Source organism: Nonomuraea sp. NPDC050733 (assembly GCF_040654215.1).
Lineage (GTDB): Bacteria > Actinomycetota > Actinomycetes > Streptosporangiales > Streptosporangiaceae > Nonomuraea.
Window position 1 is genome coordinate 1 of sequence record NZ_JBFAHO010000046.1, and the last position, 22,742, is coordinate 22,742.

Annotated in this window: 25 protein-coding genes and 1 pseudogene; 12 read left to right on the plus strand and 14 right to left on the minus strand. The window is 71.3% G+C overall.

What is annotated here, in order from left to right; translation table 11 throughout:
- From AB0H64_RS38950 to AB0H64_RS38965, 4 genes and pseudogenes are all read right to left on the minus strand, one after another.
- Window positions 1-71 (minus strand): annotated as a pseudogene (locus AB0H64_RS38950) (FAD-binding protein); the annotation flags it as partial.
- 106 nt (window positions 72-177) lie between these two features.
- The gene (locus tag AB0H64_RS38955) at window positions 178-489 is read right to left on the minus strand and encodes a hypothetical protein (RefSeq protein WP_357635198.1); all 312 of its coding nucleotides are present in this window, start codon (window positions 487-489) and stop codon (window positions 178-180) included.
- The gene (locus AB0H64_RS38960) at window positions 486-956 is read right to left on the minus strand and encodes a hypothetical protein (RefSeq protein WP_357635201.1); all 471 of its coding nucleotides are present in this window, start codon (window positions 954-956) and stop codon (window positions 486-488) included. Before AB0H64_RS38960 ends, AB0H64_RS38955 begins: the two co-directional genes overlap by 4 nt.
- Window positions 957-1,483: 527 nt before the next feature.
- Window positions 1,484-1,723, minus strand: coding sequence for a hypothetical protein (locus AB0H64_RS38965; RefSeq protein WP_357635203.1), 240 nt, complete (start codon window positions 1,721-1,723; stop codon window positions 1,484-1,486).
- A gap of 336 nt (window positions 1,724-2,059) precedes the next feature.
- On the opposite strand from AB0H64_RS38965, the gene AB0H64_RS38970 reads away from it, so the two are divergent.
- On the plus strand, window positions 2,060-2,866 hold the full coding sequence (locus AB0H64_RS38970; RefSeq protein ID WP_357635206.1) for a UTRA domain-containing protein: 807 nt from the start codon (window positions 2,060-2,062) through the stop codon (window positions 2,864-2,866).
- Between the two features lie 100 nt (window positions 2,867-2,966).
- Here AB0H64_RS38970 and AB0H64_RS38975 read toward each other — a convergent pair whose 3' ends face one another.
- Window positions 2,967-3,188 (minus strand): hypothetical protein, encoded by a 222-nt coding sequence (locus AB0H64_RS38975; protein WP_357635209.1) that lies wholly within the window; start codon window positions 3,186-3,188, stop codon window positions 2,967-2,969.
- A 336-nt stretch (window positions 3,189-3,524) separates the two neighbouring features.
- Here AB0H64_RS38975 and AB0H64_RS38980 point away from each other — a divergent pair, with 336 nt between their 5' ends.
- Entirely contained in the window at window positions 3,525-4,775 is a 1,251-nt protein-coding gene (locus AB0H64_RS38980) for a hypothetical protein (RefSeq protein ID WP_357635212.1), read from the plus strand.
- A gap of 44 nt (window positions 4,776-4,819) precedes the next feature.
- Here AB0H64_RS38980 and AB0H64_RS38985 read toward each other — a convergent pair whose 3' ends face one another.
- Complete coding sequence (locus tag AB0H64_RS38985) at window positions 4,820-5,404, minus strand: TetR/AcrR family transcriptional regulator (RefSeq protein WP_357635214.1); 585 nt, start codon at window positions 5,402-5,404, stop codon at window positions 4,820-4,822.
- A 108-nt stretch (window positions 5,405-5,512) separates the two neighbouring features.
- On the opposite strand from AB0H64_RS38985, the gene AB0H64_RS38990 reads away from it, so the two are divergent.
- The gene (locus AB0H64_RS38990) at window positions 5,513-6,685 is read left to right on the plus strand and encodes an NAD(P)/FAD-dependent oxidoreductase (protein WP_357635217.1); all 1,173 of its coding nucleotides are present in this window, start codon (window positions 5,513-5,515) and stop codon (window positions 6,683-6,685) included.
- Between the two features lie 278 nt (window positions 6,686-6,963).
- Entirely contained in the window at window positions 6,964-7,785 is an 822-nt protein-coding gene (locus AB0H64_RS38995) for a sugar nucleotide-binding protein (protein ID WP_357635219.1), read from the plus strand.
- Window positions 7,786-7,937: 152 nt separating this feature from the next.
- Here the strand turns inward: AB0H64_RS38995 and AB0H64_RS39000 are convergent, their stop codons facing one another.
- Both AB0H64_RS39000 and AB0H64_RS39005 read right to left on the minus strand, forming a co-directional pair.
- Window positions 7,938-9,002 carry an NAD(P)/FAD-dependent oxidoreductase gene (locus tag AB0H64_RS39000; protein WP_357635223.1) on the minus strand — a complete coding sequence of 355 codons (1,065 nt, stop codon included), beginning with the start codon at window positions 9,000-9,002 and terminating at the stop codon, window positions 7,938-7,940.
- Window positions 8,999-9,862: an NAD(P)H-binding protein gene (locus AB0H64_RS39005; RefSeq protein ID WP_357635225.1), complete on the minus strand. Its 864-nt coding sequence runs from the start codon at window positions 9,860-9,862 to the stop codon at window positions 8,999-9,001. Before AB0H64_RS39005 ends, AB0H64_RS39000 begins: the two co-directional genes overlap by 4 nt.
- Window positions 9,863-10,100: 238 nt before the next feature.
- Between AB0H64_RS39005 and AB0H64_RS39010 the strand changes: the two genes are divergently transcribed.
- From AB0H64_RS39010 to AB0H64_RS39025, 4 genes are read left to right on the plus strand one after another with little or no spacing between them, the layout of a single operon-like run.
- Window positions 10,101-10,937, plus strand: coding sequence for an alpha/beta hydrolase (locus AB0H64_RS39010; protein WP_357635228.1), 837 nt, complete (start codon window positions 10,101-10,103; stop codon window positions 10,935-10,937).
- Complete coding sequence (locus AB0H64_RS39015; RefSeq protein WP_357635231.1) at window positions 10,930-11,502, plus strand: TetR-like C-terminal domain-containing protein; 573 nt, start codon at window positions 10,930-10,932, stop codon at window positions 11,500-11,502. Before AB0H64_RS39010 ends, AB0H64_RS39015 begins: the two co-directional genes overlap by 8 nt.
- Before the next feature lie 38 nt (window positions 11,503-11,540).
- Window positions 11,541-12,389 (plus strand): Lrp/AsnC family transcriptional regulator, encoded by an 849-nt coding sequence (locus AB0H64_RS39020; RefSeq protein ID WP_357635234.1) that lies wholly within the window; start codon window positions 11,541-11,543, stop codon window positions 12,387-12,389.
- Window positions 12,344-12,517, plus strand: a complete 174-nt coding sequence (locus AB0H64_RS39025; RefSeq protein ID WP_357635237.1) for an Lrp/AsnC ligand binding domain-containing protein — start codon at window positions 12,344-12,346, stop codon at window positions 12,515-12,517. The genes AB0H64_RS39020 and AB0H64_RS39025 overlap by 46 nt, the downstream gene beginning before the upstream one ends.
- Window positions 12,518-12,541: 24 nt before the next feature.
- Here AB0H64_RS39025 and AB0H64_RS39030 read toward each other — a convergent pair whose 3' ends face one another.
- The gene (locus AB0H64_RS39030) at window positions 12,542-13,447 is read right to left on the minus strand and encodes a glycerophosphodiester phosphodiesterase family protein (RefSeq protein WP_357635240.1); all 906 of its coding nucleotides are present in this window, start codon (window positions 13,445-13,447) and stop codon (window positions 12,542-12,544) included.
- A gap of 70 nt (window positions 13,448-13,517) precedes the next feature.
- Window positions 13,518-13,937, minus strand: a complete 420-nt coding sequence (locus AB0H64_RS39035; RefSeq protein WP_357635243.1) for a GNAT family N-acetyltransferase — start codon at window positions 13,935-13,937, stop codon at window positions 13,518-13,520.
- An 86-nt stretch (window positions 13,938-14,023) separates the two neighbouring features.
- On the opposite strand from AB0H64_RS39035, the gene AB0H64_RS39040 reads away from it, so the two are divergent.
- The gene (locus AB0H64_RS39040; RefSeq protein ID WP_357635245.1) at window positions 14,024-14,716 is read left to right on the plus strand and encodes a GNAT family N-acetyltransferase; all 693 of its coding nucleotides are present in this window, start codon (window positions 14,024-14,026) and stop codon (window positions 14,714-14,716) included.
- A 10-nt stretch (window positions 14,717-14,726) separates the two neighbouring features.
- On the opposite strand, the gene AB0H64_RS39045 is transcribed toward AB0H64_RS39040, so the two are convergent.
- The 3 genes from AB0H64_RS39045 to fbaA all read right to left on the minus strand — a co-directional run bounded on the left by AB0H64_RS39045 (window position 14,727) and on the right by fbaA (window position 17,574).
- Window positions 14,727-16,010, minus strand: coding sequence for an adenylosuccinate synthase (locus tag AB0H64_RS39045; RefSeq protein ID WP_357635247.1), 1,284 nt, complete (start codon window positions 16,008-16,010; stop codon window positions 14,727-14,729).
- Window positions 16,011-16,109: 99 nt separating this feature from the next.
- Window positions 16,110-16,517, minus strand: a complete 408-nt coding sequence (locus AB0H64_RS39050) for a DUF3151 domain-containing protein (RefSeq protein ID WP_357635250.1) — start codon at window positions 16,515-16,517, stop codon at window positions 16,110-16,112.
- Window positions 16,518-16,551: 34 nt separating this feature from the next.
- Window positions 16,552-17,574 carry a class II fructose-bisphosphate aldolase gene (fbaA, locus tag AB0H64_RS39055; RefSeq protein WP_357635253.1) on the minus strand — a complete coding sequence of 341 codons (1,023 nt, stop codon included), beginning with the start codon at window positions 17,572-17,574 and terminating at the stop codon, window positions 16,552-16,554.
- Window positions 17,575-17,697: 123 nt separating this feature from the next.
- Here fbaA and AB0H64_RS39060 point away from each other — a divergent pair, with 123 nt between their 5' ends.
- A complete protein-coding gene (locus tag AB0H64_RS39060; protein WP_357635256.1) occupies window positions 17,698-18,411 on the plus strand; it encodes a DedA family protein in 714 nt (237 codons plus the stop codon).
- A gap of 60 nt (window positions 18,412-18,471) precedes the next feature.
- Complete coding sequence (locus AB0H64_RS39065; RefSeq protein WP_357635258.1) at window positions 18,472-18,864, plus strand: hypothetical protein; 393 nt, start codon at window positions 18,472-18,474, stop codon at window positions 18,862-18,864.
- A gap of 24 nt (window positions 18,865-18,888) precedes the next feature.
- Here AB0H64_RS39065 and pyrE read toward each other — a convergent pair whose 3' ends face one another.
- On the minus strand, window positions 18,889-19,422 hold the full coding sequence (gene pyrE / locus AB0H64_RS39070) for an orotate phosphoribosyltransferase (RefSeq protein WP_357635261.1): 534 nt from the start codon (window positions 19,420-19,422) through the stop codon (window positions 18,889-18,891).
- A gap of 132 nt (window positions 19,423-19,554) precedes the next feature.
- Between pyrE and AB0H64_RS39075 the strand changes: the two genes are divergently transcribed.
- Window positions 19,555-22,578: a sigma-70 family RNA polymerase sigma factor gene (locus tag AB0H64_RS39075; protein ID WP_357635264.1), complete on the plus strand. Its 3,024-nt coding sequence runs from the start codon at window positions 19,555-19,557 to the stop codon at window positions 22,576-22,578.
- Window positions 22,579-22,742: the final 164 nt, after the last annotated feature.

Consider the following 22,742-nt stretch of genomic DNA (forward strand, 5'->3'; position numbering starts at 1 on the left):
GCGATGTAGAGCTGCGGCGACACGGTCTTGCCCGTCTGCCCGACCTGGAACTGGTGCGGGTACCAGCCGGCCCCCGCACCCCCGGTCCTTGCCGAGGGAAACGGCTGCTTGTCGTGGCACCGCTTCAGACATTGATCAATCGGTATCTTTCGGATGCCGGGGGGATGCGTAGATCACCTAAACAGTGTGGGCGGCGTCGTCTATGACATAGCGAACGCGCCCGCCGTTAGTGACCTCGAACTCCCATTGCTCCAGATTCTGGCCGTTGTGACGATGCGTCGCCATATCGCCGCGCAGACGGTGCTGCCGCTCATGATTCGCGCGGGAGCGCGGGTCGGCGCGTAACGCCTCGAAGCATCGGCGTGTATTGGTCAGGGCGTGACGGCACAGTTCTTCCCACCCTGTGACGGCGTCACTGTTGCCGAACCGTAGATCCCACTCGTCGTCAGAGGGCGGCACCGTGACCCGATCCCCTCGTTTCGGGCTCATGCCGAAATCTCTACCGGCCCGTAGTCACCGCTCGTCGCCTTGCGAGCCTCGGCATAGTGCGCGGGATCGGCCTTGATCCGAGCCGTGGCGCGCCAGCCAGCGACGACCTCCTGCGTAGTGGCATCCACGTCGAGTTCGACGGCATCGGACAGGGCCTCGACCAGTTCGAGAGTGAATGCGCGGAGTTCGTCGGAAGTGAGGTGGCGAACCCATGGAAAGACCTCTGGCATGGCGATGACCAGCATGCGGGCAGTCGGATCGTGCTTGAGCAGCGCGAGGAATAGCCGGGATGCCGTGGCCAGAGTCTCTTCGCGCTGCTCCTCGCGGTCCGCAGCGGTCAAGTAGAAATCCGGAGCGTCACGATGGGTGACGCGTACGCGACCCAGGCGGACTGCGCGTTGAGCGACGGCTCGGGGGTTGCGCGAGAGGTCGGAGAAGGTCACTGAGTCGGCTTGGTTGGAGCTCACCCCCTAATGCTAAGTCAGAACACGTTCTGATGTCGGATGTTGTTCGACTCGCCGTGGACACGCACAACGGGGAATTGCTGGTCAGCGGACTGTTCGGGCCAGATGCACGCAGGCTGGGCAGGCTTGCGTCGCTGTGGGCATGAAGAGCAAGGACCAGCCGAGCACTGGCAAGGGAACGACCGGTTTCCCGCAGAGGCTGATCTCCCGGTGAGCGGCTACGGCGTGTTGCATGGCTTCCCGTTCGAGACGGGACAGTCCTAGCCGATGGTTGTCGGGGCCCTTGTCCTGCTCTGCCCGTGTGTCGTTCATGCGCAGGTCGTCCCAGTGGAGTCGCCAGCGCCGCATTCTGAGAGGTCGCTCGGGTGAAGCGCCGTCGAGCTCCACCAGGGCCAGAATGGCGCTGTGGGACGCGCCGACAACGGTCCCATGCTGCCCCAGTAACCACCTGCCCGAGCCACGTGTCCGCGCCGGACTGTGCGAGGTGTCCAGGATCTCGACCCGGCATCCTATTCGTGATGAGGGCCCGCTCATCGTGTGCCTTCGTCCGCCGACGGCAGGGTGGGGGAGGAGATGTCGTCGATCATCTTGGACAGCGGATGGCTTCTGCGGAGGTCGGCGTAGCGGAAGGCCACCCGACGGGCTGCTCGTGACGGTTCGGTCGCCGTATGCCGTGCGTAGATCACTCGTTCGCGCCGGTCATCCCACCCCGCCCGCCACCAGAACCACACGCCGTCGCACCACACCACCAGCCCGACCCATACCGACACCAGAGCGAGGTCGTATCCCGTCGTGCGTGGCTGCCGGTATCCCGTGTCCCGACTGAAGCGCGTCGCGTAGGAGTTCTGCGGACAGTTGGGCTCTCGTCTCATTGCCGTTCTCGGGCACGGCAGTAACCTGGTTCTGCATCGTTGGCGCCCCAATGCTCTCGATGCGCTTCGGACCCTCGTCTGTCGGCGGTGTTCCAGCACCGTGCTCCGATAGGCGAGGGTCTCTTCGGAGCCCCCGTTATAGGGGGGCTAAAGTCGAGCGTAGATGTCTGGTGTCGCCCTCGCAATAGGGGGGCTAAAGTTGGTCTGTTGCCGTCGCTGAGGAGGCATGCCCTGATGGACTTGAAGATGCTCAGGGAAGTCGCGCAGGTGAGCGATCCCGTCGAGCGGGCCCGCGTCCTCAGTCGACTCATGACAGAGGAGCAGGGCCTGGTCACCGAAGCGGCGAAGATGCGGCGGCAGGCCATCGCCGAAGCCCGGGAGTCGGGCATGAGCCTGGAGGAAATCGCCGGACGCCTCGGTGTATCGCCCGGCCGTATCTCCCAGATGAAGAAGGGGCCGGCCGCCCGAGCACCTGAAGGGCCCGCCTCGCCGGGGCCGCGCGTGCTCGTGCAGCGTGCGTTGCCGACCGAGCCCGCCGTACGGGGCTCCAAGTCCTTGTTCCTCGCCGAAGCCGAACGGCAGGGGCTCAAGGCCGACCGCCGGATGCTCTACGTCGGGCCCGAGCCTGCCGGCGATCATGTGGCAGCATGCCTACGGGTCGAGCCCGGTGCGGAGATCATCGCCCGCCGCAAGATGATGACGGCGAATGACGTGCCCGTGCGGATCGCGACGAGCTATTTCCGCGCCGACCTGTTCGGTGACACCCGGATCGCCGAGCCGGAGTTCGTGCGGCCGTCACTCCAGTCCGCGTTGACCGCCCTTGGTTACGCGTTCGGTCATGCGGAGGAGAACCTGACTGCCCGGCCGCCGACCTCGTTCGAGCGCGAGACGCTGGAGCTTGAGTCGGGCGAGTGGGTCGTCCAGGTGCTCCGTGCCAGTTACTCGGCCGAGGACACGCCGGTCCACGTGCTGGAGACCATCTGCGCCGCCAACCGGCACATCTTCCCGATCGGCCAGGTCTCCGGGTACGACGAATTCTGAGTGACCGACCTGTTCTCAGCTGCCTCCGTCCTCGCGCCGCCAAGCTTGCCGATGATGTAGCAGCTCTCGGGCGACGAAACTGGGTACGAGCAGGGACCGGTCAGCGCTGCTCAATGATTTCTTCCACCCGTTCGGAGGCGTCGTTCCGGTCCGCTTGGAAGGCGCCGAAGAGGGTGGGCAGGCCGTCGGGGCCGAGCTCCGGCTCCTCGGTGCGTGAGTGGACGAGCCGGAGGAGCCGCGCGCGCTCTTCACGCACCTGATCTGGCCGGAGCTGGTCGACCAGCCGGTGAAGATCCTCGTACTCTTCCTGCGGTGCCGTCATGCTGCCGAGTTTACGGCGCGATCGTGGACGACAGGAGGTTGGCAGCAATCAACGACCGGCAGCCCGCTCCAGTCGCTCAGCCGATGACCCGCGCTGTGCTCGCAGGCCGCTGCGCAACGTTCGGTCCGGCCGTGTGGTGTCCTAGGGTTCGGTGTCGTGTCTCGACGATCATGGATTCTGTGGAGTGCGGCATTACTGGTCACGCTGACTCCCGACGTCTTCTTCTGGATCCGATCGCTCCTGACCGGAGATGACGGTGGCCAGGGCTACGTGTGGATGTCGGGGGGTTCGTGCCTGGGCGACCAGATCAACGAACTGATCAGATCCCCGGAACGCATGGTCAGGATTCTGCCCCTCTTCTGGTACGGCGGCGCGCCGATGATCGTCGTGGCTTTCGCCTGCTGGTACCAAGGCATGCGGACCGGGCGTGACCGGCTCGGCAGGGTTGTCGCCCGCTCAGGCGCCGTGATCCTTCTCCTGTTGCGGCTCCCCGAGCTGCTGCTGTTCATGCTCGACGGAGCGTCGGGCCAGGAATGCATGGACGCGTGGGGCCCACCCGAGATCGTGACCCGGAACGCGGGCATGGACCTCTACTTCCTGGCGCCGCCGATCCTGGTCCTGCTCGCGGTGCGCCCCACGCGCCGTGGTTTCGTCCGGAGAGGTCGCTTCGCCCGTACGGTGGTCGCGGTCCTGACGCTGATGACGACCCTTCTGGTCGTGGACCAGGCGGCCGCTTCCGGCAAGGTGAGCAGCGAGCGGGAGCTCGACTGCGCCGGCTTCGGCAACGGCACCGTCCATGACGTGACCAAGGCGGAGAAGGACTTTCTGTGCCGGGTCCGCGGCTACGACTCGTTCATGGACGACGGCATCGAAAGCTGGGCCCAGGTTCCCGATCGGGTGGTCCTGACGCAGGGTCGTCACCTGTGCCGTCTGGCCGAGCAGCACGGCGGCGACACCCGTGCCCTCGCCATGCCAGAAGCACCCCACGAGTCGCTGGCCGGCGCGCTGGCACCGTTGTGCCCAGCGGTGGCCCGCGCCCAGGAACTGGCCGGCCAGCGCGAACGGGCGGAAGAGGCCGCTTACTTGGCCGAGAAGGAGAAGGCCTGCGCCGCTCACCCCGCGCACCGTCCGAAGATCAAACCGGTCCGGCAGCACCGCGCCACCATGTGGACCGAGTTCTGGACCATCAACGGATGGGAGGACGAATACGAAGGCGCCTACCCCGACCTGGTCAAGGAGCTGGTCGGAAGCGAGCCGGGCGCGCTGGCCATCTGGGCCGCCGACGAGATCGGTCACGCCTGCGTGACCACCGAGTCCTACGCCCGGCGGCCACCGCTGGAGACCAAGGGGTGGAAGGAGGTGGTCGAGGTCGCCTACGAGAGCCCGACCGGTTCGCTGATCCTGGTCGACGGCCAGGGGGCGACGTCCCCCAAGCTGACGACCAGCGGCCCCGGGTCCTACCGGGTTCGGGTTCATCTACGCGGCCGTGACCTCGTCCACGAGGTTCCCGACCCGCCGGACGACGCTGTCGAGTTGCTGATCATGGTGTTCCCCGGCGAGCGGAAGGAGCCGGCCGTCTACCGGTGACGGTGTGCTTCAGAAGGAACCTTGGCGCCGGCGCTCGCCGGTGTTCAGGTGCCGGGATGGGCGGTGGTCCAGCCGTGTTCGAGCAGGTTGAAGATCGCGTCGGTGGCCTGCTCGGGGGCGGGGTGGCTGTGGACGAGGTGGGCGGCTTCGAGGGTGAACCGGGCGAAGGCGGCGCAGGCGATGTCGTCATGGGGGGCGCCGATCGCGTCGGCGAGGGCGTGGGCGAGGGCGGCTTCGTGGCGTAGCCACATGCGGCGGGCGTAGTCGCGAAGGGCCGGGGTGTTCTCCACCATGCGCGCGAGGGCGGCGGTGTCGGGGAAGGCCGCGACCTCGATCGCTCGCCTGAGGATGAGCTCGCGCAGGGCGTGCGGGACGGACCGGCCCGCGCCACGGTCGCGTACCGCGGCCACGAGCTCGGCCTCGAGGTCGTCGTCGAGGTCGAAGACCAGGGCCTCCTTGCTCGGGAAGTACGCGAACAGCGTCGACACCGCCACGTCGGCGGCATCGGCCACGTCCTTGACGCCCACCTGGTCGTAACCGTGCTCCAGAAACAACCGCAGCGCGGCGTCGGCCAGCGCCTTGCGGGTCTGGGCCTTCCTGCGCTCGCGGCGCCCTGCTCCTTCGCTCACCGGCTCAGCGTACGGCAACTCGGATCGAGTGCGAAATCGGAGCTGTTGCGAATTCGGAGTGACTATGGTTTTGTGGGCGCTCGAAGACGACATCAGGAGGTATGTGTCATGAACCCCACCATCGCGATCGTGGGCGCCGGCGTCGGCGGCCTCGCCTGCGCCCGCGGTCTGCAGACGTACGGCATCCCGGCGACCGTGTTCGAGCGGGAGGACTCCCGCGACGCCCGTTGGCAGGGCGGCATGCTCGATCTGCACGTGCCGACCGGTCAGGCCGCGCTGCGGGCGGTCGGCCTGTTCGAGCAGTTCACCGCGCTGGCCCGTGCGCAGGGGCAGGAGCTGCGGGGGCTGGACCCCTTCACGGCCGCCCTGGTGCACCACGAACGGCCCACCGACAGCCGCGACGAGGGCTACGCCCCGGAGATCGACCGGGGCCAGTTGCGGGGCCTGCTGCTCGACTCACTCGCCCCCGGCACCGTGCGCTGGGGGCGCCCGGTGGACGCGGTCGCGCCGCTCGACGGCGGCGGCGCTCGCCTGTGCTTCGCCGACGGCACCAGCGCGGACTTCGACCTCGTGATCGGCGCCGACGGCGCCTGGTCCCGGGTACGCCCCGCCGTCTCGGATGCCGTCCCCCGCTACACGGGCTCGACGATCATCGAGGCGTTCCTCGACGACGTCGACGTCCGCCACCCCGACCTGGCCCGCTGGGTGGGGCCGGGCACGCTGGCGGCGCGAGCCGACGGGAAGATGATCTCGGCTCAGCGCAACAGCGGCTCCCACATCCGCCTGTACGCCTCCTTCGACGCGCCGGTGGACTGGTACGTCACCGCGGGCCTCGACCTCGGTGACACGGCGGCGGTGTGCGATCACCTCCACGCCATGTACGCCGGCTGGCATCCCATGCTGCTCGACCTGTTCCGCGACAACGACAGCGGGTTCGTCAACCGGCCCCTGCACGTCCTGCCCGCCGGGCACACCTGGGACCACGTCCCCGGCATCACCCTGCTCGGCGACGCGGCCCACCTCATGCCGCCCTTCGGCATCGGCGCCAACCTCGCCCTGATCGACGGCAGCGACCTGGCCACCGCCATCGCCACGCACCCCGACCCCGACCAGGCCACCGCCGCCTACGAGAAGGTCATGCTGCCCCGGTCGGCGGCCGCCGCCCACGCCTGCGTGGAGCTGATGGACAAGCTGTCCGAGAACGTCACCACCGACGTCGACAGCGTGCGACGCAACCTCAACGACCACATCCGCCGAGCCCAGGCCATCACCCAGCGATAGAGCCGCCCCAGGGCCGTTCTTGAGACGGCTGGACCGAACTTGACGCGATCCCCGTCCGGTCATGGTGATCGGGCGGGATGTTGTCGTCGGATCGGGATCAGCAGGGTTGCGAGGTAAGGTTCCTCGTCCGTGCCCCGGAGGGCGACGTCACCCCGTCGTCAGGATGACGGCCTGTTCTACCGGTTCGCGTACCACGCCTGCGAGTTGTGGAGCAGCGGCCGCGACGTGTGGCCGCAGCCCCAGGCAGTACTCCGATCGACCGAGCGACAGGTGACCCCATGAGAATCCTCATCGTCGGAGGCAGTGGCTTCCTCGGCAGTGAGCTGGCCCGGCGGTCCGTCGCCGAAGGACACGAGGTGGCCGCGACCTGCCTGTCCCATCCGGGGAAGGTGGAGGGTGTGGAGTGGTCGGCGCTCGACGTCCGTGACCGCGAGGCCGTCGCCGGCCTGGTCGGCGCCTTCGGGCCGGACGTGGTCGTCAACGCCGCGTTCCGGCAGGCGGACTGGACGGCGACGGCGGACGGCGCCGCGCATGTGGCGCTCGGGGTCTCGGCGGCCGGTGGGCGGTTGGTGCACGTGTCCAGCGACGCCGTCTTCTCGGGCAGGGCGGTCACCTACGCGGAGGAGTGCGTACCGGATCCCGTCTCCCCGTACGGCGCTGCGAAGGCGGCGGCCGAAGTGGCCGTCCGGGCGATCTCACCGGCGGCGGTGATCGTCCGTACGTCTCTGATACTCGGTGACGGGCGGTCCGGGCACGAGTCCTTCGTGCGCGACCTGGCGACCGGCCGGAGGCAGGGGACGCTGTTCACGGACGACGTACGCTGCCCGGTGCACGTCGGCGACCTCGCCGCCGCCCTTCTGGAGCTCGCGGCCTCCGATCGTCAGGGGGTCCACCACGTGGCCGGGAGCGACGCGGTGAGCCGGTACGAGCTCGGCTGCCTGGTCGCGCGCCGTGACGGGCTCGATCCGTCCCGGCTGGCGCGGGGGCGACGTGCCGACACGGACCTGGCGGGGCCGCTCGACGTACGACTGGACTGCACGATGACGCGGCGGGTCCTGGGGACGCGATTGCGGGGCGCGCGCGAGTTCCTCCAGCCGTGACAGGGCTGGTGCACGGGTCGGCGAGTGGGCCAAAGGGCATGGCCCTCGCTCCGCTCGGACGCACACCAGGGGCTACGCCGCAGGCGAGGGCCTACCGGCCCCCACACCCCCGGTCCTGGGCCGACTCTGTCGTCGCGGTGCACGCCATCCGGCTACGCGGCCGGAAGCGGGTCCTGGCCGAGGAAACGCGCTCCGTTGGCGGCCGAGGCGCGGACGGCCGCGAAGCCGTACTCCACCATCTCGCCCTCGTACGCGCGCAGCGCCTCCAACGGATCGCCGCCGCGGGCGAGGGCCGAGGCGAGGACGGTCGCGTCGCGCAGGGCGATGCCGGCTCCCGCCCCCGCCGCCGGGCTCATGGCGTGGACGGCGTCCCCCAGCAGCGTGACCCGGCTGGTCGGCCACGCCGGGACCGGCACGCTGGTGCGCAGCTCCAGCGGGAAGACCTCCGTCCAGTGGGCGATCATGTCGTGGACGCGGGGGTGCCAGCCGGGCGTCATGTCCATGACCATGGCGCGGAGCCGTTCCTGGCCCAGCTCGTCCAGGCCGGGCGGGAGGTCCTCGGCTCGGGCGCTGAACGAGCAGGTCGTGTAGTCCCGGGTGGGGGCGACGCCCACCACCCGGTGGCCGGGTCCGGAGATCGCGGTGAACACGTTGCCCATGTCGTCCGCCAGGCCGTGCGGGATCTTGCCGTAGAGCTGGACCAGGCCCGTGGTGACGACCCGGGCATGCGGCAGGCACTGCCGGCGCACCGCGGAGTTGACGCCGTCGGCGCCGACCAGCACGTCACCCGTGGCGGTGGACCCGTCGGCGAACAGTGCCGTCACCCCGTCCGGCCGCGCGTCGAACGCCGTCAGGCGCCGGCCGAACGTGACCGCGTCCTCGACCTCGGCCAGCAGCGTCCGGCGCAGGGTCTCCCGGTCGACGGCCAGGTGCCGGCCGTGGTGCTCCACGACGTCCAGGACGTTCAGCGCCGGGTCGAGCCGGACGAAGCGCGGCTCGGGCACGTGGGCGGTGGCCAGGAACTCCTCCCACCGGCCGGGCGGCAGCACGGCGGTGAGGGCCTGGATGCCCGTCTCGCCCAGGTGCAGGCGGTAGCCCTGCCGGCGGGTGCTCAGCGCGGGGTCGCGCTCGTGGACGGCCACCTCGATCCCGGCCCGGCGCAGCGCGCCGGCCAGGCACAGCCCCCCGAGCCCCGCCCCGGCGACGATCACTTTCACTCGGGGAGCCTCTCGAACGCGGCGGCGTGCTCGGCGGCCCAGGCGGCCAGCGTCGCCGGGGGCGTCCCGGTGACGTCCTCGACCGTGGTCGTGGGGGCCGGCGGCGGAGTGGAGGTCATCTTCGCGTACCCGGCGAGCAGCTCGTCCACGAAGGAGTCCGGGAAGGAGGGGTCGGCGAGCAGCCGTGCCCGTTCCTTCTCCGGGGAGAGCTCCACCCAGCGCAGGGGGCGGCCGATCGCCTCGCCGATCACCCGCACCTGCTCGGCCTGCGTCAGCGCCTGGGGGCCCGTCAGGTCGTAGCGGCGTCCCGCGTGCCCGGTCCCGGTCAGCGCGCGCACCGCGACCGCGGCGATGTCGTCCTCGTGGATGGGCGTCATGGTCACCGAGCCGTACGCTCCCCGGACCGTGTCGCCGGCCCTGATCTGGTCGCTCCACCACAGGGTGTTGGTCATGAACGTGCTGGGACTCAGCACCGTCCACTCCACGCCCGACTGCTCGATCAGGTGCTCCACGGTGGCGTGCCAGCGGGCGACCGGGTTCGGCTGCTGCTCCGGCGGCAGCCCGGGACGCACGCCGCCGCCGGTCATGAAGACCACGCGGCGGGCGTTCCGCTTGATCGCCTCGACGAACGGGCCCGCCTGCTCGGCCGAGTGGAACGGCCACATCAGGAACACCGCCTCGACGTCCTCCAGGACGCCCGGCGCGGTCAGGTCGGGGGCGACCACCTCGACCCCTTCGGGCAGCCGCGCCGATCCTGGGCGGCGGCTGGTGGCGCGCACGGCGGCCCCTGACCGGGCGAGCCGCTCGGTCACTCTCCTGCCGACGTTGCCGGTGGCGCCGAAAACCAGATATGTGATCATGCCCCAACCATCGTCCCGGCTGACGGGGTGAGGCAGCTCGGAGTCGCTCGGATGACGATTTCCGGCGCTCAATCGAAGAATCTGGAGAAAAGCGGCTCGTTGACGGCATTTGGCGTAGCTCTCGTGCATGCCCGGCGACTGGACGGACGGGTCGTTCCTCTGATGGTTCGGCTGTTGACAGGCGTTGGCTAATGATAGTAGCTTTCAGGCAATGGAGATTAGCCAGAAGGAGAACGGCATGACGAAGTTCCTGGAGATCGAGGGTGGCCGGCTGGCGTACGACGTGGCCGGTGAGGGGCCGCTCGTCGTGCTGGCGCCCGGGATGGGGAACGGCCGGGAGTCGTACCGCTCCCTGGCGGCCCTGCTGGTGGACGCCGGATACCGGGTCGCCACGGCCGACATGCGCGGCCACGGCGAGTCCAGCCTCGACTGGCCCTCCTACACCCGCACGGACGTCGCGGACGACCTGCTGGCCCTCGTGCGCCACCTGGGCGGTCCGGCCGTGATCGCCGGTCACTCCTTCTCCGGCGGTGCGGCCACCATCGCGGCGGCGCTCGCGCCCGACCTGGTCAGCGCCGTCGTCGAGATCGCCCCGTTCACCCGGGCGCAGAAGCCCGACCTCGGGGGCCTGCTGCGCAACGGCCGGCACCGCAAGGGGATGACGCTGCTGATGGGCGCCTGCATGCTGCGCAGCGTGAAGCTGTGGCGCAGATACCTCGACCAGGCGTACCCGGGCGCCAGGCCCGCCGGCTACGAGGCGTACATGTCCGCGCTGGAGGCCGCGCTCAGCCGTCCCGGCAGGATGGCCGTGGTCGGCACGATGGGCATGTCCGCGCCCACCGACGCCGGTGCCCAGCTCGCGACCCTCCGCGTCCCCGCCCTGGTCCTCATGGGCACGCTCGACCCCGACTGGGCCGACCCCGAGGCCGAGGCGGAGGGCGTCGTCGCCGGCATGCCGGCCGGGCTGGGTACGGTGGTGATGGTCGAAGGCGCGGGCCACTACCCCCACACCCAGTTCCCCGAGGAGGTCGCCCAGGTCATGCTGCCCTTCCTCAAGGAGCACGCCCGTGGCTAGGGCCGGGCTGTCCCGCGACGCGGTGGTCGATCTCGCCCTGCGGATCATCGACGAGGAAGGCGGGGCCGCGCTCACGCTGGCGGCGGTGGCCGGCCGCGCGGGCGTCGCCACGCCGTCGCTCTACAAGCACGTGCGCAACCTCGCCGAGCTCAACACGCTCGTGTCCGTACGCGTGATGGACGAGCTGGCGGACCGCCTGCGCGAAGCCGTCCTGGGCCGCTCCGGGGACGAGGCGCTGCGCGCCTGCATGGCCGCCTACCGCGACTACGTCACCGGCAACCCCGGCAGGTACGCCGCCGTCATCCAGGCCGCGCGCCCCGGGCAGGACGACGTGGCCAAGGCGGGCGGGCGGGTGGTCGACATCATGCTCGCCACCTTCCGGGGGTACGGGCTGGAGGGCGCGGACGCCCTCCACGCGGTGCGGTGCCTGCGCTCGGCCGTCCACGGCTTCGCCGTCCTGGAGAGCGGGGGCGCGTTCGGGCTCCCGCTGGACCTGGACGCCAGCTACGCCCTGCTCGCCGATATGATCATCTCCGGCCTTCCCTCCCCGGCCCGGCAGCGTTGACGCCCTCGAAGCCGCTTTCCCGCGTGGAATCATGAAATATGGAGGAAAGCGGCTCGCTGGAGGCGATCGATCTCGCTCTCGCGCATGCCCTGCAGCTCGACGGACGGGCCCCGTTCAACCGGATCGGTGAGGTGCTGGGCGTCTCCGAACACACGGTCGCCCGGCGCTACCGGCGGCTGCGCGGGCAGGGCCTGCTGCGCGTGGTCGGCGTCCTCGACGCCACCCTGTACGGGCACACCTCCTGGGCCGTCCGGCTGGTCTGCACGCCCGACGCCGCCGGGCCCGTGGCCGAGGCGCTGGCCCGCCGCGACGACACCGTGTGGGTGCGCCTGATGTCCGGCGGCACCGAGATCGTCTGCGGCGTCCACGCCGCCGCAGAGGACGGCGACGAGCTCCTGCTGAAGAAGCTGCCGCGCACGCCCCGTGTGGTCGCCATGACCGCGCACGCGACCCTCCACATGTACGCGGGGTGGCGCAGCCGCGTCGCCGTGCTCTCCGAGGCCCAGGCCGCCCGGCTCCGCCACGTCCCGCGGGAGCCCGTCCCGGCCGCGTCCGGCGGGCCCACCGCGGTCTCCCTGGGGGAGCAGGACCGCGCGGTGCTGCGGGTGCTCGCCCAGGACGGACGCGCCGGGTACGGCGACCTGGCGGCGGCGGGGCGCTGCTCGCAGTCGACGGTACGGCGGCGCGTCGAGCAGCTGCGTGCCGCCGGCGCCCTCAGGTTCGACGTCGAGATCCCGTCGCGGGCCCTCGGCCACCGGGCGGAGGCGTGGCTGTGGATGAAGGTGCGGCCGGCGCGGCTGGCGAGGTCGGGGCCGCGCTGGCGGCGCATCCGGAGGTGGACGTGGCCGCGGCCATCACCGGGCCGAGCAACCTCATGGCCGGTGTGACGTGCCGCGACACCCAGGGCCTGTACCGGTACCTGACGGAGCGGGTGGCGCCCCTGGAGGGCGTGCGGGAGGTGGAGACGTCCCCGGTCATCCGCACCGTCAAGCGAGTGGGCACCGTCCTTCCCTGAGGACGCTCAGCCCCGTGAGGGCGCTCAGACGGAGACGGGTCTCAGGGGCTCGACCGGGGCGGGCAGGGGCAGGCCGCGCTCGCGCCACAGCTCCCGCATCCGGTCCGGGTAGTCGGTCACGATGCCGGAGACACCCAGGTCGAGCATGCGCGCCCCCAGCTCGGCGTCGTTGACCGTCCACACCGCCACGTCGAGCCCGGCGGCGGCGGCCTGGGACATCAGGCGCTCGTCCACCATCACGTGCTCGGGCGACAGCGTGGTGGCGCCGGCGTCGCGGGCGGCGGCCGGGACGTCGTCGCCCAGGTCGTCGTGCCAGTGCAGCGTGTCGGGCTCGATCAGCGCGAACCGCCGCGTCCCGGGCGCCATCGCGGCAGCGTGCGTGATGATCCGCCAGTCGAAGCTGAGGACGGCGACGTTGTCCAGCCTGCCGTGCCGGTCAAGCTCGTCGATCACGAGCCCGGTGAACAGCTCCGGGTCGGGCGTCAGCTCGGGCCGGGTCGGGTCGGACTTGAGCTCGACGTGCAGGCGCACGCCGTCCGCCTCGTAGGCGTTCACGAGACCGAGCACCGCGCCCAGCGTGGGCATGCGGGTCTCCGGGACGGCCACCTGCGTGATGGCGAACGGGTCGTCGGGATGTCGAGGCAGCCGCACGCCCACGTCGAGCGTGCGCAGCTGGGCGAGCGTGAGGGAGTTGACGGGCTTGCCGACGTACGGGTATGCCGGGTCGTCCGCCCGGAGCGGCCGCGTGTCGGCACTGGTCACGGCCGAGACCGTGAGGTCGTGCGTGAGCACGAGCCGCTGGTCGGCGGTGAGGGCGACGTCCAGCTCCAGCGCGTGGACCCCGAGCTCCAGCGTGCGGCTCAGGCCAGGCAGCGTGTTCTCGGGCCAGAGGCCCCTAGCCCCCCGGTGGCCATGTATCTCAACGCGCACACCCGGACCCTACCGGGAGCCCGCCACCTTCCCGCGCCGCCACGCCGCATCCCTTTTGCCCGCAATATCCCTAGATCGGGCCGTCGAAGGCCCAGGTGTAGATCACCTGCTCCCACTCCGGGTCGCCGCCCGTGCCCGAGTACGTCGCCTGGGCCGGCACGTTGTCCTTGCCCGTCGCCGTCCACAGCCCGTACAGGCCGCGCTCCCGGGCCAGCCGGGCCAGCGCCAGCACCAGGGCCCGTCCGATCCCCTGGCCGCGGAAGCGCTCGTCCACGCCCAGCTCGTACAGGAACATCTCCGTGCCCTTGTCCGGGTGCGTCATCTCCACCCCGGTGACCATCCCGGCAGGCGTGCCGTCCACGTACGCGATGAGCAGGTGGTGCCCCTCGTCCGCCAGGAACCTGCCGGTCGCCTCCCTCTGCGGCGGCATGTCGAACAGGTGGCCGGCGGCCTCGACGGCCTCGAACGCGGTGACCCGGCGGATGTCCATGGGGTCGAGGTTAGGCGTCCGATGTGAGCCGTCGCATGCCCTTTTTGCCTGGATACCTGCAATCTTCGTGCAATAAGCTGACCGCCATGACACGGGCTCTCAAAACGGTCCGGCCCGCGACCGTACGGGCATGGGTGGACGGCTGGGTCGTCTCCCGCAACGCCCCCACTCCCGTGCGCGAGCCCTGGGGCCTGAGAGTCGACGTCGGCCTGCCGGGCCATGTGGTCCGCCACGTCGTCCCGGCTCCCACCCCGGCCACGCTGCGCCACCTGACGGCCCTGCCCAGCGCCCCCGGCACCTGGCTGAAGCTCTGCGCGCCGTACGAGGAGGTCGCGCCCTGGCTGCCGCGGCCGTGGGACGTGCAGGAGCCGGAGTTCATGATGACCGCCTCGCTCGACCCCGCGCCGGGCCCCAGGGGCCTGACCGGCGCCACGGCTGCCGCGCGGGCCGGCGTCGTCGCGCCGGACGGCTACACGCTGGCCGTCACCACGCGGGCCGGCGTCACCGTCGCGCGTCTGCTCACCGCCGCCGGCGAGATGGCCGCACGGGGGCAGATGGCCATCTCCGGCACCACGGCGGTCGTCGACCAGGTCGAGACCGCGCCGCACCACCGGCGGCGCGGCCTCGGCACCATCGTCATGGGCGCCCTCACCGCGACCGCCGCGGCCGGCGGAGCCACCGACGGGGTGCTGGTCGCCACCCCCGCCGGCCGCTCGCTCTACGAGAGCCTCGGCTGGGCCGTCCACACTCCCATGACGGCCGCGGTCCTCACGAACTGACCCGGGTCACTCAGGTCAGCGGGCGCAGCACCAGGGTCGCGTCACGCGCCGGGCCCACGCCGACCGCGCTGATCGGGGCCCCGCTCATCTTCTCCAGCGCCCGGACGTACTCCTGGGCGTTGCGCGGCAGGTCCTCGAACGTCTTGGCGCCCGAGATGTCCTCCTGCCAGCCCGGAAGCTCCTCGTAGATGGGCTTGGCGTGATGGAAGTCGGTCTGCGTCATCGGGATCTCCTCGTGCCGCACCCCGTCCACCTCGTACGCCACGCAGACCGGGATCCGCTCCAGCCCGGACAGGACGTCCAGCTTGGTGAGGAAGAAGTCGGTCACCCCGTTGATGCGGGTCGCGTACCGGGCGATGACCGCGTCGAACCAGCCGCAGCGGCGGTTGCGGCCGGTGGTGACGCCGTACTCGCCGCCGGTCGTGCGCAGCCAGTCGCCCATCTCGTCCTCGAGCTCCGTCGGGAACGGGCCGGCCCCCACCCGGGTCGTGTACGCCTTGAGGATGCCGATGACCTTCGTCAGCCGGGTCGGCGGGATGCCGGAGCCGGCGCAGGCGCCGCCCGAGGTCGGCGAGGAGGAGGTGACGAACGGGTACGTGCCGTGGTCGAGGTCCAGCAGCGTGCCCTGGCCGCCCTCCAGCAGCACGAACTTGCCCTCGTCCAGCGCCTTCGACAGCACCAGCGAGGTGTCGGCGATGTGCGGCTTGAGCCGTTCGGCGTAGCCGAGGTACTCCTCCAGGACCCGCTCCGGCTCGATGCCGCGCCGGTTGTAGACCTTGGTGAGCACCTGGTTCTTCTCGGTCAGCGCGGCCTCGATCTTCTTGGCCAGGATGCCCGGGTCGAGCAGGTCCTGGACCCGCACGCCCATGCGGTACACCTTGTCGCCGTACGCGGGCCCGATGCCGCGCCCGGTCGTGCCGATCTTGGCCTTGCCCAGGTAGCGCTCGCTGACCTTGTCGAGCGCACGGTGGTGGGGCATGATCAGGTGCGCGTTGGCCGAGATCAACAGCCGCTCCGCGGAGATGCCCCGCGCGGCGAGCCCGTCGATCTCGTCCAGCAGCACGCGCGGGTCGATGACCACGCCGTTGCCGATCACCGGCACCACGTCGGGCGACAGGATGCCCGTGGGCAGCAGGTGCAGAGCGTACTTCTGGTCGCCGATGACCACGGTGTGGCCCGCGTTGTTGCCACCCTGGTAGCGGACGACGTAGTCGACATCGCCACCGAGCAGGTCGGTGGCCTTGCCCTTGCCCTCATCGCCCCATTGGGCGCCCACGAGAACGACAGCCGGCATGGTTCTAGTCTCCCGAGCACAAAACGAAACCCCTGGCGCAAGCGCGACAGGGGCTCTTGCGTAGAGAGACTACCCGAGTATGCCTATTCGTCCCAAGGGCTACCCGGCCAGCGCGTCATAGGCGGCCTCGTCGCTGTCCTTGAGGAACTGGATGCACCGCTCGGCCTCGTCCTTCTCGCCGATCGACTGCGCGGCCCTCGCCAGGGCGTACAGGCAGCGCAGGAAGCCGCGGTTCGGCTCGTGCTCCCACGGGATAGGCCCATGCCCCTTCCAGCCGCTGCGGCGCAACTGGTCGAGCCCGCGATGGTAGCCGGTACGGGCGAAGGCGTAGGAAGTGACGGCGTGCCCCTGCGCGAAGTACTCCTCCGCGAGTGCGGCCCAGGCCGTCGGGTAGGCCGGGAACCGCGCGGCCACGTCGGAAGGCTTGGCCCCGGCTTCCAGCGCCTCCCTGGCCTCGGGCAGGTCCGGCAGGTACGTCGGGGGCGGCCCGGCGAGAAGGTTGTCCATAGGACAAGTCATACCCGCCGGGCCCCTGACGTGGCTAGGAGATCTTCGTCCCAGCGCTGCCGAGGTGTTCGCACGCCTCACGCACGCGGGTGGCCATGCCGACCTCCGCGGCCTTGCCGTACGAGCGCGGGTCGTAGCTCTTCTTGTTGCCGACGTCGCCGTCGACCTTCAGCACGCCGTCGTAGTTGCGGAACATGTGGTCGGCGATCGGCCGCGTGAAGGCGTACTGCGTGTCGGTGTCGATGTTCATCTTGACCACGCCGTACGAGATGGCCTCCTGGATCTCCTCCAGTGACGAGCCCGAGCCGCCGTGGAAGACCAGGTCGAACGGCTTCTCCTTGCCGTACTTGGCGGCGACCGCGTCCTGGAGCTCCTTCAGCACGCCCGGCCGCAGCTTGACGTGGCCCGGCTTGTAGACGCCGTGCACGTTGCCGAACGTGGCCGCCAGCAGGTAGCGGCCCCGGTCGCCGACGCCGACCGCCTCGGCCGTGGCGAGCGCGTCGCCGGGCGTGGTGTACAGCTTCTCGTTGATCTCGCCGACGACGCCGTCCTCCTCGCCGCCGACGACGCCGATCTCCATCTCCATGACGACCCGCGCCCGTGCGCACTTCTCCAGGAGCTCCTGCGCGATCTCAAGGTTCTCCTCCAGCGGCACGGCCGAGCCGTCCCACATGTGCGACTGGAAGAGCGGGTCGAGGCCGCGTGAGACGCGTTCGAGGGAGATGTCGAGGAGCGGCCGCACGAAGCCGTCCAGCTTGTCCTTCGGGCAGTGGTCGGTGTGCAGGGCCACGGTCACCGGGTACTTGGCGGCCACCACCCGGGCGTACTCGGCCAGCGCCGTCGCGCCCGTCACCATGTCCTTCACCGACGCGCCCGACAGGAACTCGGCGCCGCCGGTGGAGACCTGAACGATGCCGTCGCTCTCGGCCTCGGCGAAACCGCGCAACGCGGCGTTGAGCGTCTGGGAGGAGGTCACGTTGATGGCCGGGTAGGCGAAGCCGCCAGCCTTGGCCCGGTCGAGCATCTCGGCGTAGATCTCTGGAGTGGCTATCGGCATGATTCATCTCCCTGAGAAGTAAGGCTGCGCGCTGCCCAGTATTACCGTCAGCTACCCCGCGTGGTAGTGACAACGCGCCTCGGACCACCCGTCGAGCCCCCGCGCTCCAGGTAGGCTCAGCCTGTGGACTCGCTCTTGAATCTTCTCGATCCGACGTGGTGGCTCACCCTTTTCGGCGCCTTCGCGACGATCGGCGTGCTCGCCATCATCTTCGCCGAGACGGGTCTGCTGCTCGGCTTCTTCCTGCCGGGCGACTCTCTGCTGGTCGCGGCCGGTATCTTCAGCTCCGCCTCGGTGGCCGCGGGCATGGGGATCGAGCCGCTGTCGTTCCCGATGCTGCTGATCGGCACCCCGCTGTGCGCGATCGCGGGCGCGCAGCTCGGTCACTTCCTCGGTGCGAGGTTCGGGCGGAGGCTGTTCGACAAGCCCGACTCGCGGCTGTTCAAGCGCGAGCACGTCCTGCGCGCCGAGGAGTTCTTCGACAAGTTCGGCCCGGCCAAGGCCGTGGTGCTGGCCCGGTTCGTGCCGATCATCCGCACGTTCATGAACCCGGTCGCCGGCGTGCTGGAGATGCCCGCGAGGCGCTTCCTGGTCTGGAACGTCATCGGCGGCGTGGTGTGGGTCGAGGGCATGCTGCTGCTCGGCCACTACCTCGGCGACAAGGTCGATCCCAAGGACATCGACAAGTACATCCTGCCGGGCGTCTTCCTCATCGTGCTGATCTCGCTGATCCCCATCATCTTCGAGGTGATCAAGCGCCGCCGGTCGCCCAAGCCCGCCGGGCCGGCGCCCACGGGCAAGCACCACCGCGTCCCCACGGGCACTGACGGCCCGTAACCGGAACCGGCCCGTTCCGGGGGTACTCTCCGGTGTGTGGGACGCCACAGGTCAGATCCGATGGGCCTCGCCCGCCTCGCGGTCGCCGTTCTGGCGGTCGCCGGGGTCGCGACGCTTCTCGTCATCGGCGGGCGCGCGTTGTTCCTGACGCTCGACACCCCTGAGCGGGCCGAGCCGCAGCGCGCCACCACCGAGCCGTCGGCCGGCGCCCAGGCGCCGACCGTCCGCATCGAGTGCGTGGCCGACACCTGCCCCCTCGTCACGGTACGGGTGCCGGGCGGAGACGTCCTGCAGTACCGCGACATGAGCAGAGGCGAGGAGGTCAGCTACTTCCAGCCCGAGCTCGACGTGGTCCTCAGCGACGCGGCCACGGTCCGGGTCACGGAGAACGGCAGCCCGCGCGCCCAGGGCAAGGCGGGCGAGCGGGAGGCGTTCACGGTCAAGGCGCCGTAGCGCTGTGCCGTCCGTCCGGGCGGCTCAGAGCCCCAGGTCCGTGAGCGTGTACGCGGTGCGGTACTCCAGGCCCTCCTCGGCCATGCGCGCGGCCGCGCCACGGTCGACGATCGTGGCCACCGCCACCACCTCGGCGCCCGCCTCGCGCAGGGCCTCCACGGCCGTCATCGACGACCCGCCGGTCGTCGAGGTGTCCTCGACGACGAGCACCCGCCGGCCCCGCACGTCCGGACCCTCGACGCGGCGCTGGAGGCCGTGCACCTTCTGCGCCTTGCGCACCACGAACGCGTCCAGCGCCCGCCCCCGGGCCGCCGCCGCGTGCAGCATCGCGCCCGCCACCGGGTCCGCGCCCAGCGTGAGCCCGCCCACGGCGTCGTAGTCGAGATCCTCCGTGAGGTCCAGCATCACCCTGCCGACCAGCGGCGCCGCCACGGCGTCGAGCGTGATGCGGCGCAGGTCCAGGTAGAAGTCCGCCTCCCGCCCGGAGGAGAGCACCACCTTGCCGTGGACCACGGCCTTCTTCTTGATCTCGGCCAGCAGGTCGTCGCGATCCGTCATGCGCCCAAGCTTAGGGGCCCGCCTTCCGCTCCGGACGACGGCCGTCCGAGGTAAAGGCTCGCGAGGGGTTTGGCCATGCCCATGGCTGCGGAATGACTCGGCGAGGCAACGAACCGTAATCGCGAGGTGACCATGTGTATCGAATCACCACAGAGCGATGCCGAGCTCCTCGAAGCCGTCAGAGAGGGCAACGCCGCCGCCTACGGGCGGCTCCACGAGCGGCACGCCACCGCCGCCCGCGCGCTGGCCCGCCAGCTCGTACGGGGTGAGGAGGAGATCGAGGACGTGGTGGCCGAGGCGTTCACCAAGATCCTCGACCTGGTGGGGCGGGGCGGCGGGCCCGGGGACGCCTTCCGCACGTACCTGCTGACGGTGGTGCGGCGCACGGTCCACGACCGGGCCCGGATCGAGAGCCGGCAGGTGTCGACGGGCGACACGGAGCGGTTCGACCCGGGTGTGCCCTTCGTCGACCCGGCGCTCGTCGGGCTGGAGAAGTCGATGATCGCCCAGGCGTTCCTGTCGCTGCCGGAGCGGTGGCGGGCGGTGCTCTGGCACACGGAGGTCGAAGGCGCCAAGCCCGCCGAGGTGGCGCCGCTGCTGGGACTCTCGCCGAACGGGGTGCCGGAGCTGTCCTACCGGGCCCGCGAAGGGCTGAGACAGGCGTACATCCAGATGCACCTGTCCGCCTCCTCGGGCTCCGCGTGCGAGCCGGTGCTGTTCAGGATGGGCGCGCACGTGCGGGGCGCGCTGTCGCGCCGCGACTCCAGGACGGTGACGGGGCACGTGAACGGGTGCGCGCGCTGCCACGCGGTCATGACGGAGCTCACGGACATCCACGGCGGGCTGCGGGCCGTCATCGGGCCCTTGCTGCTCGGCCCGGTCTTCCCGGGCTATGCCTCGGCCCTGTCCCGGCCAGCGCCGGCGCCTCCGTCGTCGGCACTCGTCCGCGTCATTCCGACTCCCCGCGGCTCCCCGGCACCCGTCGGGCCGGACACGGCGGCGGTCGAGGCGCCGTTCGGCACGCCGGTGGCCGCCGAGCGCGCTGAGGAGGAGACCGCGTTCTGGGAGGAGGACGCCGGGCTGGCGGACGCGGACGAGGACCTCGGCCTCTGGGAGGACCTCGGCGACCGGAAGGGCGGAGACCGGGTGGGCCGGGATCGAGAGGGCGAGGACCGGGCGGGCCGGGATCGGGACGGCGAGGACCGGGCTGGCCGTGATCGGGACGGTGAGGACAGGGTCCATGATCGGACGGGCGAGGGCTCGCCAGAGGACGGACGGTCCGGTGGGGACGGACGGTCCGTGGAGGAGCGGGAGGCCGGCGCCTGTGGGGCGCGCCGGACCCCGTGCCTGCTCGCCTGGCTCCAGCGCGTGGCGGCGAGCCGGCGGGTGGCCGTGGCGGGCGGTGCGGCGGTGGCCGTCGTCGCCGCCACCACCTTCGCCGTCGCCTCCGGCCGCCACGCGGTCGACCGGCTCCCCACCTCCCCCATGGCCCACCCGCTCACTCCGGGGCGTTCACCGCTGACCGTGACGGAGCCGAACCCGGTGTCGCCGCCCGGCCCCGAGTCCGGGTGGGCGGCCGGCGGTGACGCCCGGCTGCGCGTCACGATCGACCCGCTCGGCGCCCTGGTCCGCGCCCGGCCGGGGATCATCGCGATACGGGTTCGCAACTCCGGCGGGGGGCCGAGCGCGGAGGTGAAGGCACTGGTGGACCTGCCTCCCGGCGTCGCGATGATGCCGCCGGGCAGCCGCGGCCACGGCGCCGTGCTGGGCCCCGCCACAAGCCCGCCTCGCAGGTCACCGCGCACACCGCCCCGCAGGGTCTTGCCCTCCCAGGAGGCGTCCCCGCCCCGCGACACGTCACCCGGCCCCGCCGGTCCACCTGGCGGGGACGTGCTGCCGGGCCGCGACCTGCTGCCTGGTCTCGGCGTGCTCCCGGGCCGCGACGCGACACCGGGCCGCGACACGACGCCAGGCAGCGACGCGGCGCCGGGCGGCGCAGCCAAGCGCCACAGGCGTCACGCGGCCGCCCCTCCGGGCGCGCGGGAGGCCGTAGGGTCGGTGGGCACGGGCAGTGCGGTCGGCGGGTGGGTGTGCCGGCCGGTCCCGGAGGGGGCGCGGTGCGTCCGGGGAGCGCTGCGCGCCGGTGAGAGCACCGTGCTGTTCCTCCGGGTCCAGGTGGCCCCCGACGCCCGGGAGGGCGCGGCTCCGGCCGTACGGGTGCGGGCCGGTCGGCAGAGGACGGCGGCGCGGGCCGCGGCGGGCGTGCGGCTGTCCGGGGCGCCCGCGAGGTTCGCCACCGAGGGCAAGGTGTCGGTCATGGCGGTCGGCAACTCCCTCCTCACCTGCCCCGGCGGCCAGGCCGGCTGCCCCGAGGCGCGAAGGCGCGAGGGCACCAGACGCGACAACGACCTGTGGTCGATGGTCCCGCTCGACGCCGACCGGACCGCCTCCACCGCCGCGTCCAGCGCCGCGCGCCTGCGCATGCCGAGACGTGGCAGGGTCGTGTGGGCGGGGCTGTACTGGTCGGCGGGCGGCGGCGTCCCCGGGCCGATCAGGCTGAGGCCGCCCGGTCACCGGAGGTACGAGCCGGTGCGGCCGGACCAGGTGGTGGCCGGAAGGCTGCCGTCGGGGGCGGTCTACCAGGCGTTCGCCGACGTCACCGGCCTGGTGGCCAACTCCAGGAAGGACGGCGACTGGTGGGCGGCCGACGCGCCCATGGAGCCCGGCGTGTCCCGGCACGCCGGCTGGAGCCTCGTGGTCATCTCGACCGGCCCCGCCAAGCCGTACACCAGGACCGTCGTCCTCGACGGGGCCGCCGTGACGGGCGACGGCCACGGGTCGCTGCGGCTGCCGCTGGACGGCCTGACGCCGGGCCACGGGCCGGCGCGGGTGCGGCTGGTGACGTGGGAGGGGGACGCGGAGCTCGGCGGCGACACGGTGTCCGCCGGTGGTGGCCCGCTGGTGCCGGAGGGCGGTGACCGCGACGCCGCGAACCCGTTCGACGGCTCGTCCGGCGGGGCCACGGGGACGACGTTCGGGGTGGACGTGGACACGTTCGAGGCGGAGCTCGGTGACGATCCCGCCCTCACCATTACCAGCGAGAAAGATGCGATTTTGTTTGGAATTGCCGCAGTCACCACCCGTACGCGCCAGTAACCGTAAACCCGGACAAACTGGTACGGTCTTCCTGAATCGTCCGGCGTATGCCCGGGGCGGTGGCGAATCGTCGGGATTAACCTCGGACGATCACCTGCTTTCACTACCCTGAAGGGGCCGCCGAGTCCGGCTCTGACGGTGCAGAGCCAGTGAGGGCGGACCAT

What these genes read in the sequence shown, in the direction of transcription:
- AB0H64_RS38955 (WP_357635198.1), bottom strand. Translation starts at nt 489, where the DNA reads ATGAGCCCGAAACGAGGGGATCGGGTCACGGTGCCGCCCTCTGACGAC.
- AB0H64_RS38970 (WP_357635206.1), top strand. Translation starts at nt 2,060, where the DNA reads ATGGACTTGAAGATGCTCAGGGAAGTCGCGCAGGTGAGCGATCCCGTC.
- AB0H64_RS38975 (WP_357635209.1), bottom strand. Translation starts at nt 3,188, where the DNA reads ATGACGGCACCGCAGGAAGAGTACGAGGATCTTCACCGGCTGGTCGAC.
- AB0H64_RS38980 (WP_357635212.1), top strand. Translation starts at nt 3,525, where the DNA reads ATGGTCAGGATTCTGCCCCTCTTCTGGTACGGCGGCGCGCCGATGATC.
- AB0H64_RS38990 (WP_357635217.1), top strand. Translation starts at nt 5,513, where the DNA reads ATGAACCCCACCATCGCGATCGTGGGCGCCGGCGTCGGCGGCCTCGCC.
- AB0H64_RS38995 (WP_357635219.1), top strand. Translation starts at nt 6,964, where the DNA reads ATGAGAATCCTCATCGTCGGAGGCAGTGGCTTCCTCGGCAGTGAGCTG.
- AB0H64_RS39005 (WP_357635225.1), bottom strand. Translation starts at nt 9,862, where the DNA reads ATGATCACATATCTGGTTTTCGGCGCCACCGGCAACGTCGGCAGGAGA.
- AB0H64_RS39010 (WP_357635228.1), top strand. Translation starts at nt 10,101, where the DNA reads ATGACGAAGTTCCTGGAGATCGAGGGTGGCCGGCTGGCGTACGACGTG.
- AB0H64_RS39020 (WP_357635234.1), top strand. Translation starts at nt 11,541, where the DNA reads ATGGAGGAAAGCGGCTCGCTGGAGGCGATCGATCTCGCTCTCGCGCAT.
- AB0H64_RS39035 (WP_357635243.1), bottom strand. Translation starts at nt 13,937, where the DNA reads ATGGACATCCGCCGGGTCACCGCGTTCGAGGCCGTCGAGGCCGCCGGC.
- AB0H64_RS39040 (WP_357635245.1), top strand. Translation starts at nt 14,024, where the DNA reads ATGACACGGGCTCTCAAAACGGTCCGGCCCGCGACCGTACGGGCATGG.
- AB0H64_RS39045 (WP_357635247.1), bottom strand. Translation starts at nt 16,010, where the DNA reads ATGCCGGCTGTCGTTCTCGTGGGCGCCCAATGGGGCGATGAGGGCAAG.
- AB0H64_RS39050 (WP_357635250.1), bottom strand. Translation starts at nt 16,517, where the DNA reads ATGGACAACCTTCTCGCCGGGCCGCCCCCGACGTACCTGCCGGACCTG.
- fbaA (WP_357635253.1), bottom strand. Translation starts at nt 17,574, where the DNA reads ATGCCGATAGCCACTCCAGAGATCTACGCCGAGATGCTCGACCGGGCC.
- AB0H64_RS39065 (WP_357635258.1), top strand. Translation starts at nt 18,472, where the DNA reads ATGGGCCTCGCCCGCCTCGCGGTCGCCGTTCTGGCGGTCGCCGGGGTC.
- pyrE (WP_357635261.1), bottom strand. Translation starts at nt 19,422, where the DNA reads ATGACGGATCGCGACGACCTGCTGGCCGAGATCAAGAAGAAGGCCGTG.
- AB0H64_RS39075 (WP_357635264.1), top strand. Translation starts at nt 19,555, where the DNA reads ATGTGTATCGAATCACCACAGAGCGATGCCGAGCTCCTCGAAGCCGTC.